The following is a 14,140-nucleotide window of genomic DNA, read 5'->3' as shown; positions in this document are numbered from 1 at the left end:
ATCCCGCCTGACGACGGCTGGACCGTCGACTCTTTGTTAGATCGTGCGCGCAATATCCTCGGCACCGGTTTGTCCGGTCTGCCAGCTGCGATCGTAGCGATTCTGAGAAAACATATAGCGATTGGGATTGAAGCGTACTCCCTCGATCAGCTCCAGATACTGTTTCGGCGACATCCGGCAGCAGTTCTTCGTTTCAACGGTGGTTCGTGGTCACTTCGCTCAAGTGGACCGCCACCAATTGGCAACGGGACAATGCAGCTGGATGGCGACGTCGTTCGAAGGGTAATGCTTCTGGACGATCTCGGCCGGACCGCGGATGAGATTGTTGGTGTCCTAAAAAGAGCTGGAGATGCTTGGCACATCGATAACGATATGCGTTGGCGTGCTAGTCGTAGCAATTTTTGTGTGCCACATCCTAGCCGTTTGCGAACTCAGTCGCGACCGGTAATTGGGACGAACGGATCCTTGTCTACACCCGATGCCTGGGTATGGGTAGGTCCGATTTCAGACGATGAATTGCTTCACAGCGGACACCTTTTCGGACAAGAACCGACCGCACATTCGGGACAGAGTTGGGCTGCGCCCTCGAGGCTGCGCCTATTTGCTTGGCCTTCGCTAGACCGCGAACTCCATCCGGTTTTTTATGTAAGTCGATTTTGGCTAGGTGATGGGGAGAACGACCGCGTTACTCTCAGCTGCGAGTCAGTCGACGGACGTGCTGATCGACTCTGGTCGAATGCAGGTTCTCGCGGCTGGCATGACGTGCGTTGTCGGGCACCTGCAACGGCTGGAGGTAAAACTCTCTTCAGCGTTCGCCAAGGTACTACCGGCACTTCCACCACGTTGGCAGAAATCAGTCTCCGGTGGCCATGTCCTTCGCTATTTGCAGCAGGAAGGCGACTCCTCCCTGGTCAACACCTATTGCCGCAAGAAGGCAGTATAATATTGCTAACGACAGAAACTCCTGAAATCGCTGGAGCACGATGCCAGGAAATAGTTTTGTCGCATCCTTCCCTAGACAAATCCCGGGTTTACGAAGTAATCCCGCAAAACGGTTGCGAAACCACCGTGGCCACCGCGGGCGAGCGTTGGAGCTTTGATCCACGCCGTCGCCCACTTGCGCGCCTGCGCTTGATGCCGTCCGACGCAAACATTTCCGAAATCTCTAGCTCTAGCTTCGCGTTTTCGGACCCCGGAATACAGGTGTTCTTCGGGGCTCCCCCGCTGCTTTGCCTCAGTGTTGACTTTCAACACGATGATGTTCGGTTGGAGGCCGAACAAGTTCTAGAACTACTTGACCATGTTGAGTTGACTGCTGGAATGGACGCTGAGTCGGTGCCTTCTATTCGCGTCCCGTGCAAACGCCTTCGGAACGACTTTTCCGTGATACCCTCGGCAAGCGGAGTGCAGCTGAGATTGCCCCTAGAGTCATTTCTCTCAATTGAGTTAACCGAACCAGGGTTCAACGTTCGGCGCATCGCGCTTGATGGTTGGCTGGAGCTCGAAGAAGGTGCTGGCGGCACCCTGGGGGTTTCCGGACAGAGCGAGCGGTTTGTAGTGCTACCGTACAATCTCGAAACTCCGCTTCCGCGCAGTCCGGAAATACCGGGTGGCGTCCGTCTCGAGGACACTTCCGGCCTTCACAATCCCTTCGAACTACGGGAAGCTACATCCAACGAAATCCCTTCCGAGGGCCAAGTCGTTGCCGAGGCGGTTTACCTATCGAACCGCTTCCCGTTTTCGAATTTGGATTTGCTGAAACGAACCGACTTAACGTTACTGGGAGCGTGGTTTTGGAAAGACGAATGGGATCTTGAGGCATTGCGGACCTTCCTAATTGATACTTTTACGCCTTGCGCGCGAGTTGTCATTCCGAATGTGGATCAAAAAGTCCAGATCGCCGTGAATACTGGGGAGTCGATCACTCCTCGAGATTTTCTCGTCGCGACAATCTTGCAAGGGCCGGTAGTTGGCGACCTCAATCTTCTTAAGCTGCTACCTAGGGAACTGTTTGAGGACACGCCTGCGCAGAAAAAATGGCTGGGAAGTCCCTACTCGTCAATTTGCTTGGAGAGCGACGGAAGAAAAGTCGGCGGCATCTCGCTTGACCTGCGCCCGTGTGTTTTAGGATTCAAGATGCTGCACCAGGGAATTCCTTCTCTTGCCGGTGGGACTACTTGCCAATTGGAGGTCGAAGTAATATGCGGGTTTGTTGCAGGCGAGTCTCTTGAGATTATTGCCATTCCACTAGCCGCGGGTGAACCAGAACAGTCGGAGGAGCGCTTTCCCGTCCAAATGAACAGCAGCGGCCTTGATCGCCAAATACATTGCTGTTCTGTAAGTGTGAGAGAGCCGGGTGAGTATCGACTGGCACTGAGACGTAAGGGTGAAACCTTCGCGATTCGAAGTCTAGATATCACAGCGTTTTCTCCCGCTATACCTGAAGGAGATACACCATTAACTGACTTTTTGGAATCTTGGCCTTCGGGTGAGCCTGCGTTGGCAAACGCGACACTGCTTTACAGATTTCTTCGTAATTTGTACGAACCTTGGCACGAATACTCGCTGTACACTCTCATCGATCGCTCTCGCGACGCGATACGAGATCAAAAGTCAATCCTTTATCAACTGATCGATACATTACTGGGCTACCTCGACGATCCACCGCGAACCGCGGCGCGTGTTTCATTGATTCAACCTGAGAATGTTCCTGCTGGCATACTTGCTGAAGTCGGAACGGTGGCAATTCAGCTGCAGTTTTACACAGAGCCGCCTCTCAGAAACCGCCTTGCAGCTTGGAAAGCCACGCTATCTCAGGCGGCCTCTGATGAATCTCGTACATCAGAGGAACGAACATGGCTGAAGGCACTTGCGGACGCCGCGAATCGCCTTAAGACGGACTCCGGCTCTGCGGCTTCGGTAACGCACCGCTCTAACGAACACTTTGTCCAACCATACTTCCCGTGCCGGGCTGATTTCCTGCGCTTTTTGCAGGGGTATGAGCACCGCACAAACAGACCGCTTGCAAGAGAAACAACGTGACAGATTCCGAAACATTCCCAACTACGACAAGTGCCCCCGGTGACATTGAACTACTTTTAAATGAGCTCGAGGAGCGAATCGTAACTGGCGGGGATCCACTGAAAGATTCCATCCGCCGTTTGGATCTATTAGTACGAGACCGCTTCCGCAAGGATCCCTTGCAGCAACTCGTCGCCCGCATTGGTAGCGCTGCCGCGCTGCATGACAATGCTTTCGGCCTCTTTTCGCAAGCGCTCGGCATGCTCGACACTTCCGTCTCGACGGAAGCGGCTATTCGGGGATTACTTCTCAGTAAAGCACCGAACGCCCATCGCTATCTGCTTCACGATCTTATCGTTTGTCGCTTGGTTTCTAACGACTTAGAAGCAGCATCCCCTGGCAAACGACATTCGGCAGAGGTTTTTCGGTTCTCGAAGCCACTACTACGTGATTTGAGAAAGAAACTCAACGATGACTTTGCCTTTCTAGGAGTGCGAGTTTGGGATCGGGCAATTGACCGCCGTAGCGACCCCTGTTGGTGCGACGCATGGGCACAAATGTCACTGGATTTATTGACGCCTTTTACTTCATTTAAGCACGAACGCGGACGCGATATTGCGGAACCGTATCTGGATAGGATTTGCCAGATTGATCACAGCGGCATACGTGGCATCGTTCCGCTGCTGATGTGCCTCAGCGAACTCTCTCCTTTTTCGAGTCAGTACAATTCTAAAATCCGTCAAGCCCCAATTGGCACAGAGCTTATCCGGCAGTTCGGCGAACTGCTGCGGCCAATCTCGACAAACGTCATCGCGAACTTCGATCCCTCTCGACAACTCACCGGTCTCGATGCCGAACCTGCATTCGCTGACTCCGTAAAGCAGAACTCAGTAGGCGCGTGGGAGGAAGCGTTATCAGACCTCCCAGAGCCCGTGAAGGCCAGCATAAACGCGTTGTTCACTTTCCTCCGTTCACTTCCTCGAAATCAGCAGACCACAAGTGACCAGCTAAAAGCTCTGCGGCACGAAAGGCAATCACTTCAGGAAGAAATCGGTCAGCTACAAATCTCGCTGCAACTTCAGGAATCACGCATATCGGAGCTAAGGAGTGATTTGAACAGCGCTCGGGAGCAACGCGATGCAGAAGCAACGAGACGGGCGCAACTGGAACATTCTTACTCCGTTCTTCAGACTACGATGGCGCAAGCAGAGAAGGAGTTGAGAACGACAAAGGAAGACTACGAACGTCTAACACATCGCTCGGATCGGCAACTCGCCCAAATTCGTCAACATGCGTTGGATGGCTTGGGAATGGACCTTCGTCAAACATGGGAGCTCATGGCAAGCATGCTTGAAAAAGTTGTGCGAGGGGAGCGAGAACCTCGTCATCTCGCAGGAATCTGGAATCAGTTAGACGAAATCCTGTGGCAACAGATTGGCGGCCTAGGACACCCAATTAAAGCCTCTTGACCGGCGTCCTTTAGCGAACGAGTCAATGGACATTCTAAGTGCCAACGCTTATGGAAATGAGAGGAGCAGGGAACATGCTCTGGATTGGGATCGACTTCGGAACAACGAATTCAGCCTCCGCAATGATCGAACAGCAGCGCTTTGCTGAAACACTCGGAGGACCGACCGGCGATCTTCCAATACCGTCAATGATCTCTTATTTCCAAGATGCCTATCGATATGGCTTCGATGCGCTAAAGGCGTCTCTAACGGATGGTGACAATAGCCTAATCATCACCGGACTCAAGCCGCAATTAGGCCGAGCTCCGGAACTTCGCATAGGCCCGAAAACGTTTCATACCGAAGAACTTGTCACTCGCTTCTTGAAATCATTGATTGAGCAGCTTTTCGGCGGCCGTCCAGCACCGGACATGCTCGGAGCCGTGATTGCCACTCCCGTGGAGTTCCCTCCCGCCCATCGGCAAGCCCTACTCAGAGCTGCGAGAGGCGCTGGTATATCACAAGTTGAGTTTGTCTATGAGCCAACTGCGGCGGTGTATTCCGCGATTCAACACGGCGATTTTCCAGAGGGACCAGTCGGTGTGATTGATTGGGGCGGCGGAACTGTAGATATCACAATCGTGCGTTGCGCCCGCTCACCAAACCGCATCGAGGACCTAAACGTAAATGCCCGGAGCTCAGGTCTTGGCGGCCGGGACCTCGACTTGCGGATCCTTTCAAAGGCGCTTTCCCGATGCCCAGATGCTCAGTCTTGGTTTGACTCAGCGAATCGGAGCATACAAAGCTCGATACTGAGTCGTCTGGAGCGCGGGAAAATAGCCTATCTGTCTACGGGCTCGCTGGCCAACAATACTGACTTTTGGCAACAGGATACCCCGCCGGAACTCTATCCATACTTCAAGTTGACGGGGCCGATGATTGAAGAGTGCCTTGATTGGTTTGTCGACAAAGTCCGCCGGCTCGCGATAGAAACTACGCGTAGCGCCAATTTAGCGATTGAAGATGTTGCACACTATCTGCTTGTGGGCGGACCGCCGCAGTCAGCAATGGTACGCAAGAAGCTGCAAATGATTTGGCCGCAAGCGCGAGAGTTGGTTGTAGAGAATAGGCAGCGGGCCACTGTCAGAGGATGTGCAATTCTCGCCGAGCGTGGTTTTGAACTAGCCCTATCAGCAGATATCGCTATACGGCAATTCGATGATCGACTCCACTATGTGCTTCGCAAAGGGCAACCGTTTCCGCGAGGAAGCGGAGAGCTAACCTATCGAGAGTACAAGTATCGGGTAACCGACTTGGCTGCGCCGCAAGCCGTTCTAGAAGTCGGCTACGTACCCGACAGAGGGCAATATGAGCCGCTGGAAATATTATCGGTGCCAGTAGTACACCGCCGTGATCCCGATCTACGAAGCGCCATACCCTACGATGTGAGATTACGAGTTGGCCTAGATGAATATTTATATGTCACTGCAATGGCAATCGGTCGGATACAACTTGACGGCTTGGACAATTATCAAGAGACCCGGGAACAAGTTGAACTTAGTCGCATTCCACTTGCGTTAGTACCGGGCACAAGCAGGTCGACTCATGGATGACTTTCAGACCAATATCCAGGTTCGACTTAATGTAGTCAGCTATGATCGCATACAGGCCGATGTAACTCGTTTCCAGCAAGCCCTCAATTGGGAGGAGCTGTACCAGTATATCCGTCTGTTCTGGATGTTGCGGCGTGGCGAAGTGATGAAGGACTTAACGGATTCGCAGCGGGCTGAGCGCAAGCACTTTCAGGATTTTCGGATCGCGATTAAGGATCCTTACCTAGGTATCTGTGACGCTCATCGATTCCTTCTTCCGCCGGTTCCTCGCACTCTTGATGACACACCCGTAACCTTGCAACCCGTATGTGACGAGCCGACTTCTCTGTCAGACGCTCCCTCCCGAGCATGTGCGTCGCTCGTCACCCCACAAAACCGCGTCATATTGGCGCAAGTGAACGAGCATCAACTAGTAATTGCGCCGCCGGGCACAGGCAAGACGCATGCCGTAATTCAACGGCTCGTACAACTTGCCGGTCCCAATCATCTGCGTGGCGATCTTAGCACGGTCTTGGTCGTGAGCTTCTCGCGAGCAGCAGCTGCAGAATTGAGCCAGCGGCTGGCGTTAGAAATGGTGCGGCGAGAGGGCGCTATTTACCAGCATCCTCGTATCTCTACTCTCGACTCACTCACAGGTGTACTTTTAGGCTCTTTACTTTCCAACGGCGCGCAAACAGGGTATGACGCCAATGTCCGTTTGCTGGCACAGATATTGGAAGGTGGCAAGGGTGCTGAAGTGCAAGCTGAAGCAGTGCGGCTCATTCGACAGCGAGTGCGGCTGGTCGTCATAGACGAAGTCCAAGATGTCGTCGGGGTACGGGCGCGCTTAATTCGCAACTTGCTCAGCGCATTGAGCGGTACAAAGCATGGAGTTCTGATCCTTGGCGATCTTCGTCAGGCGATCTATGGATTCGCGCTAGAAGGCATGCCGCTCGAAGAGCGGTCTATGGATGCCTTCTGGCTGATACGTGAGCTTAAAGTCATCTACAATGATCTTGAACTGCTCGCTTTTACAGAACAGTTCCGATTCAGTCACTCCTGCAAACGTCTAATGGTCAACCTGCAGACTGCGATGGATGACCAAGCTGGAAACAAACTTCCCGGAGAGCATCCGGATCGAAATATGCTCCGGTCATTACTTGAGGAACAGCCAGTCCTCGAAGATCCTCTAGAATTGGCTAACGAAGATTCGCGCAAGACGCGTGTCGCCATTTTGGCTCGAACCAATCGGGAAGTACGACAGCTTGAGGTAGGGTGCTCGATATTGAAGGAGCGGTTCAATAGGCCGCTTAAGGTTGTGGCAGAATCTGATGGCAGAGGGTATCCTGGCTGGATTGGGCGCGTATTTGGGAGTTTGAACACCACCGAAAGGTATACACGCGCCGGGTTCCTCGAGGCATACGCGACGCGAGTATCGCGTACTGTTAACGAGGCATCGAAAAACCTAGACTGGCTAACTACTGCATTCAGCATTAATGCAAATGGGTTTCTTTTAAACGACATCATAGAGGGTATTGATCGAAACCCGGTTGTACCCACTGACTTGCGGGAGCAACCTCAGGCAGGAGAAGTATGGATCTCAACGATCCATCAAGCTAAAGGCCGCGAGTTTGATGTCGTAGTAATCGCAAACCTTGATCGCATTCTCGATCAACGAAGTTCCGACCCCGAGGAATGTCGCTTGGCTTATGTTGCCGCTACCCGAGCACGTCGAGAAGTTTATCGATGCTCGGGTAGCTACTGGCTCCCGAATGTCTTCAATTGGAAATTCGAGTTCTTCGATATTGGCGGATTGAATGACGCCGCCGAAGTTGTGGCCCAGCAAGAATTCGTCGCAATGCAGGAGGCGCTATGGCGTGAATTCCGCCGGCTTGGACGCCTTCGCATTCACTATGCCGGTGATGGCAGATTCGGCCTCGAGGTTGCGGGATTAGCATCAACGTGGAAGTTTGGACCTGGATTTACTGTCGAGTTCGCCGACTTCGTGCGCAAACATCTTGGAGTCGAAGACGCCCTTAATTGCCAGTACTCCGTCCGGATTATAGATGTGAGAACATTTGTTACGGGAAACCCGGCATTCCCCTTTGTGCTCTTACCGGAACTTTCAGGGTGCATTGAAAGGATAGGCAATCGATGAACATGACAGGATACCTGACCGCGCGTACTTCACTGGTTGAAGAATTTCGTAAGTCAACGGTAGGACCTGGCGTCGACGATGAGGTATTGGCTGACCCGCCTTCTAGGACCTACATCTGCGGTTCACTCCGGCCAATGAATTCTGCTACGGATACTGAGCAAAACGATGAATTGCAAGAGGGCGATAATGAGTCCTCTTTGGAGGGCATTCCATCTTTGATTAATGCCATGTGGCCTTCGGCCATGGGGCTAACGCTTCATGTCAGACACGAAGTGACCGCGGTTCAATTGCGGATATCGGCCGCGATTTACATTCACACACCTCCGGATGAGCCTTCACAGAATACGACATTAACGGACGGCAAAACGAAAAAGCCAAGCGAGCCGCTTCTCGGTGGACTCTTGCAAGGTCTCGGAAAAACGACGGAAGTTCCTCTGGGCGTTACCGCCGAAGGAACCGCCAAGGCCGCAGAAGAAGCAAACCCAAAGAAACGTGAGACTTGGAAGCGAGTTGGCTTCTCGACAACGCAATTGATCTGCGTCGGAGCCCAAGACAAAAAGCTGTATCCTTTTGACGGGGAAACGGGGCCGATTTCGCGTGTTGAACTGGATCTTCGGCAACATGACCATGGGCCAAATAAGCCGAAACTGATTACGGCAACGCTCGTGAACCGAAATGAAGTATCCGCAACCGATTGGCAAGAGCGAGAATGCAACACGATTTTCCAGCCCAAAATCGAAGCTTTCCCAACGGATAGCGAAGAACAGGAGGTTTTTGTCGAGTCTCCAGCGGGGGCGAGCCGGACGTCAGATCCCGATTACGTACAGCATCTTCTCCTATATCGGCATGCTCGCGACTTTGCCACAGGTCACGGCTGTGCGGCAGACTGGCAACGCACTTCCCCGACACATCGGACTGCAACACGTATCTGGACTGAGTTTGTTCCTCAGTTCAAGGTGCCGGAATTGCGCTACGATCTCTTCAACTCCAAGGATGACGATAAGTCTGCTAAGCTAATAGGTGCGCTTCGATCTGCGCTGCCCGACGACTTCAGAGAGGAAGAGCCTGACAATATATTTATCATGAAATATCTTGCCGGGGCGCGTAATGACGACTGGATCCTCGGTGCCCTCGAAGGACTGTGTTGTACCTATGCTGCGTGGCTGAAAGACCGTCGGTTAGAAATTGATGAAGCGGTCGCGGAAATACGCGATCCAGATCAAAGTGATTCTGTACGCGAACGAGCTGCGGTTCCGAATATTGACGTACTTGGTCGCGAAGTGCTCGCCAGGATGCGAGCTGGCATTCAGACTCTGCGTTCCAACCCCATTGCATTTCGATGCTTTCGATTGGCAAATGAAGCAATGTTTCAGCAGCAGCAGATGGCTGCGCTACAGAGCGCACGTCGAGCAGGAAAGCCGATCGAAGACTTGGATACATTGGCACCGGCCAAGTGGAGACCGTTTCAGCTGGCGTTCCTGCTGATGACGATTAACTCGATTGCTGTTCCCGATCTAAGAGTCGATGCGCCAAGTTCATCTAGTGGCGACACTACTAGTGAACGCCCCACAGAACGACAGCTGATGGACCTGATCTGGTTTCCGACCGGCGGCGGGAAGACCGAAGCATATCTGGGGCTAACGGCTTTTACACTTTTTCATCGCCGTTTACGCGAACCGACAAATCCGGATCTGGGCGCTGGCGTTAGTGTCATCACACGGTATACGCTTCGCCTTCTAACAACTCAGCAGTTCGAAAGAGCCACGAGACTTATTTGCGCTTGCGAAGGAATTCGCGAACAAAAACGAGACATTCGTAATCAGACACTGAATGTTGGACTAACCCCCTTCGTCATCGGATTGTGGATCGGTGGCAATTCCTCACCAAACCGCTTCAGAGACATTGGCACCGGCGAGGACGTCGTAGAGGGCGCATACAGCATCCTGACGCGCCTTAAAGACGGGCATGAACCTGAATCGGGATCTGACTTAAGACACATTCGCGATTGTCCATGGTGTGGTAACGCGATAGATGTTTCTCGCATGCGAATCACCGATTCCCTGGGCAAAACCATTAATTCGCCGGATGAGTTGAATGCCCGAGGACTTCGGCTTGTTTTTCAATGTGGAGGCCGACTACCGGCGCCACTTAAGGGAAATTGTCCATTCCGTCGGGACTCCGGTTTGCCAGTGCAGATCGTGGACGAGCAGATTTACGACGAACCACCCTCCGTCGTAATTGGCACGGTTGATAAATTCGCTCGTTTGACTTGGAATGCCGACACCCGCTCGCTCTTTGGACGCTTATCGTTTGCGGCGCACCTCCCACCTCCGGATTTGATCATCCAGGACGAGCTCCACCTGATCTCTGGACCGTTGGGTACCATGGTCGGCCTGTTCGAGACTGCGGTTGACGTTCTGGCGCGTGACAATGCAGGACGTACTCCCAAGGTGATCGGCTCGACGGCGACTATCAGGCGAGCCGATGAACAGGTGTGGAACTTATTTCAACGAAAGGTCCGCCAATTTCCGCCACCAGCCCTGACTGCGGGAGAGTCCTTTTTTGCACAGGTTGCCCCGGACCTTCCTGGGCGCACATACTTAGGCCTGATGGCGCCCGGCACGTCCGGGAAGCAATTATTTTTGCGATGTTGTGGAGCTCTTACACAATTAGTCAGCGAGCTGCCGGACGATGTGAGAGATCCATATTGGACACTAGTGAGCTACTTCAATAGCATCCGGGAACTTGCCGGGGGAAACGTTCTCGCTCAAGACGACGTCCCGAATTACATGAAGAGCTTCGCGCAAATACGACAGCGCCTCGGTCACATCAATCCGGTCCGAGTCCTTTCTCAGCCGCAAGAATTGACCAGCCGGCTTAAGTCTGCTGATATCCCGAAGATACTTCAACTTCTTCAACAGCCATACCGGCCTCCTTCGGGTGGCAACGCAATCGACGTTCTGTTGGCAACCAATATGATCAGTGTTGGCGTAGACGTCGACCGGCTTGGCCTAATGATGATACAGGGACAACCGAAGACCACAGCGGAGTATATCCAAGCGTCGAGTCGCGTCGGACGAAAGTTTCCAGGCCTTGTCATAACCCTTCTCAATTGGACACGTTCTCGCGACCGCTCGCATTATGAGAGGTTTGTGCCGTATCACGAGGCATTTTACCGGGAGGTAGAGGCAACAAGTGTAACTCCCTGGTCGTCACCGACGCGTGATCGAGCGCTATCGGCGGTATTGATCGCTATCCTGCGTCATTTAGATGGTTCACTTGTCGCGGATCCATTAGCATTGGGCACAGCCAATATCGATCATCTTTGGTCGCTGGTACAGCCGGTCGTTGATCGAGTAATCGCACAGGACCCCCGCGAGGCGGCTGTCACAAAACAGGAAGTCAAAGATAGGCTTCAACGTTGGCAAAAATGGGCTGCATTATATTCGTCCAATGCGAAATATGGTTCTGGCATGCAATGGGATGTCGGGCCGAACCGATTGCTACGGCAATTGACCGCTCCTCGTCGAGAACGAGACGGATTGGAAGGCGCCCCCAACTCAATGCGGAATGTTGAACCGGAAACCGGCTTCCGGCTGAAGATCGTTCCGGTGCTGTCTTCACCACCGAAGTCCTCCGACGATAACGAGGATGGCTCTACAACTGATGCCACAAAGGGGTAAAAATGGCTCGCTCAAGATCCGAAGGAATGAGTCGGCGTCCACAAGTCAAAAAAATCGGCGAAATTCGTCAGAGTCAAGCACTTTTGACTTTTGGAACCGGTGCCGTGGTGGACTTCCAGTTTCATTCAGCGATGCCACTTGGACTGGACTTCTGGCCAGCAAGGAACAAGTGCCAAGTTATTCACGAACCAGATCTCGAAAGACTGGTGGACAAGAGGTGGTTTCAGGCACCTCCGGTGGCCGATCAAGAAAATACGTTTCCAGCTCTCCTTCCAGCCTGCCGTTTCCCGCGGTGGCTCTACTGCCCCGAGTGTAGCGCCATCGGAATGGCCCGAGAAGTCAGCAACGAGTCACCTGAGATCAGTCCCGAGTTTGGCGAAAGATTCGCATTCGAGTCGCTTAACGGGGGAAAGGCAAAATGCACACGCACAAACGGCAATCGGCAATGCCGAGGGGTTGGTGTACCCACTCGTCTTGTCGTCGTCTGTCATCACGATGCCGAAGGGCCTGAGCCGGATCATCCCGGACACATTGACGACTTCCCCTGGTATGCGTGGGCTCACCGCAAAGTAAGCGACGAGGCCGCAAAGGTTGAACCACAACCACTCCATTACATGCATCTCAAGACGCTTGGCGGCTCTCTCGCCATTGACGACTTAATCGTTTCTTGCAGCTGTGGAGTGAAAGAACCCTTGCGCGGAGTATTTGCCGACAGAGCATTAAAGGGAACTAAGAGGTGCGAAGGGTGGCGCCCGTGGTTGGAGAACCGCCGTGATGCAAAGGGCTGTGCGCGACCGTTAAAAGTCTTCCTTCGTGGAGCCACCAACATCCATTTGCCGGTTTCTACCTCCGTAATCTCGATCCCGCCCTATACCGATTCATTGGCGGAGGCACTTGATGAATATGTCGATGAACTACGCAGTCGATGGGAGGATGATTGCGAAGATCGTGCAGAACAGAACCTGCCACCTCCAGAGTTGGAGAACTTTTCTCGAAGGCAGCTGCGTCGGCTGCGAGAACAAGGTTTTGATCGAGAGAAAAGTTTCACAGACGACACTTGCGTAATGGCAATCTTAGACCGACTGCGCGGCGAAAGCGCTTCCCAGGATCCAAGGATTACGCCATCCGGACGGCGATTCGCGGAATGCGAGGCCCTGCGGCGAGGGGAATCAAACCCAAGAGGAAACTTCGACGCTCACGCCGTCGAAGTGCCAGAAACATGGCGCAGCTATCTCGATCGGATAGTCAAGGTCCATCGCCTCAGGGAAGTAACGGCGCTCCAAGGCTTTCGTCGGATTTCCCGTGAGAATCCAGATATAGACTCAGCAAAGGCCAAGTTTGCGAGTATCTCTCGAGGGCCGATGCAGTGGTTGCCGGCGATCGAACTCCGCGGCGAAGGCATTTTTATCGAGTTGAATCTGGAGCGCGTTCGCGAGTGGGAGTTACGCACAGCAGTCGATGAGCGGATGGAACCACTCCGGTCGAACTTTCTCAACGTCGCGGTTCAAGAGGGTTGGAACAGTTCGTCGTGCCCCTCTGCAAGATTTGTCCTCGTTCACACAATCGCTCATCTTCTGATCAGGCAGTTGACGCTGGAGTGCGGGTATTCCTCAGCCTCGCTACGAGAACGACTATATGTCGCAGAGCCAAATTCGGCGATGCCCCCTACATGCCCAGGAGGCGAGATGGCCGGATTTCTTATCTATACGTCGACGTCGGACGCAGACGGAAGCCTAGGCGGACTCGTGCGCATGGGCGATCCCGACCGTCTGGTCCCTGTTCTGCAGGAGGCGCTGCGAACGGCAACTTGGTGTTCTTCTGACCCAGTTTGCTCCACCACGTCAGGTCAAGGACACATGGGTCTAAATAGGGCTGCATGTCATGCTTGTGCGCTCGTCCCGGAAACGAGCTGCGAGCGAAACAACGGGTATCAGGATCGAGTGCTTGTGATTCCTCCACGGGGGTTTAGTCCAGCAGCTTCGTTTTTTGACGCCGACAACCTCGATTGACCAATGATGACTCGCCTAATAGATCGCGGCAATAGGTTCACCGAGCACTAAGGAGCAACATGAGGGAAGTCTTTGGTGAACTTGGCGATCCTGAATACATCGCAGCACAACAACTGTCCAGCATGATTGCGGACGAGTGGGGGGCGCTTGACGATCCCCAACAAAAAGTCTCGCTCATCACCGCAGCCCAATGCTACGGGCAAAGGGTGCGTGACGTCGACCTGCTGCT

The 14,140-nt window shown here is 53.3% G+C and carries 7 protein-coding genes; 6 read left to right on the top strand and 1 reads right to left on the bottom strand.

Going from position 1 to position 14,140, the window contains the following annotated elements; genetic code table 11:
- Nucleotides 1-36 precede the first annotated feature (36 nt).
- Nucleotides 37-174 carry a hypothetical protein gene (locus K8U03_00635; GenBank protein MCE9603390.1) on the bottom strand — a complete coding sequence of 46 codons (138 nt, stop codon included), beginning with the start codon at nucleotides 172-174 and terminating at the stop codon, nucleotides 37-39.
- Between the two features lie 825 nt (nucleotides 175-999).
- Between K8U03_00635 and K8U03_00630 the strand changes: the two genes are divergently transcribed.
- The 6 genes from K8U03_00630 to K8U03_00605 all read left to right on the top strand — a co-directional run bounded on the left by K8U03_00630 (nucleotide 1,000) and on the right by K8U03_00605 (nucleotide 13,911).
- Nucleotides 1,000-3,042 carry a hypothetical protein gene (locus K8U03_00630; GenBank protein ID MCE9603389.1) on the top strand — a complete coding sequence of 681 codons (2,043 nt, stop codon included), beginning with the start codon at nucleotides 1,000-1,002 and terminating at the stop codon, nucleotides 3,040-3,042.
- Nucleotides 3,039-4,490: a hypothetical protein gene (locus K8U03_00625; GenBank protein ID MCE9603388.1), complete on the top strand. Its 1,452-nt coding sequence runs from the start codon at nucleotides 3,039-3,041 to the stop codon at nucleotides 4,488-4,490. Before K8U03_00630 ends, K8U03_00625 begins: the two co-directional genes overlap by 4 nt.
- Before the next feature lie 74 nt (nucleotides 4,491-4,564).
- Complete coding sequence (locus K8U03_00620; GenBank protein MCE9603387.1) at nucleotides 4,565-6,082, top strand: Hsp70 family protein; 1,518 nt, start codon at nucleotides 4,565-4,567, stop codon at nucleotides 6,080-6,082.
- Entirely contained in the window at nucleotides 6,075-8,219 is a 2,145-nt protein-coding gene (locus K8U03_00615; GenBank protein MCE9603386.1) for a UvrD-helicase domain-containing protein, read from the top strand. The genes K8U03_00620 and K8U03_00615 overlap by 8 nt, the downstream gene beginning before the upstream one ends.
- Complete coding sequence (locus K8U03_00610; GenBank protein ID MCE9603385.1) at nucleotides 8,216-11,902, top strand: hypothetical protein; 3,687 nt, start codon at nucleotides 8,216-8,218, stop codon at nucleotides 11,900-11,902. The genes K8U03_00615 and K8U03_00610 overlap by 4 nt, the downstream gene beginning before the upstream one ends.
- Before the next feature lie 26 nt (nucleotides 11,903-11,928).
- On the top strand, nucleotides 11,929-13,911 hold the full coding sequence (locus K8U03_00605; GenBank protein ID MCE9603384.1) for a DUF1998 domain-containing protein: 1,983 nt from the start codon (nucleotides 11,929-11,931) through the stop codon (nucleotides 13,909-13,911).
- Nucleotides 13,912-14,140: the final 229 nt, after the last annotated feature.

Source organism: Planctomycetia bacterium, assembly GCA_021413845.1.
Classification (GTDB): Bacteria; Planctomycetota; Planctomycetia; order Pirellulales; family PNKZ01; genus PNKZ01.
This window is presented reverse-complemented; position numbering and strand designations above follow the sequence as displayed.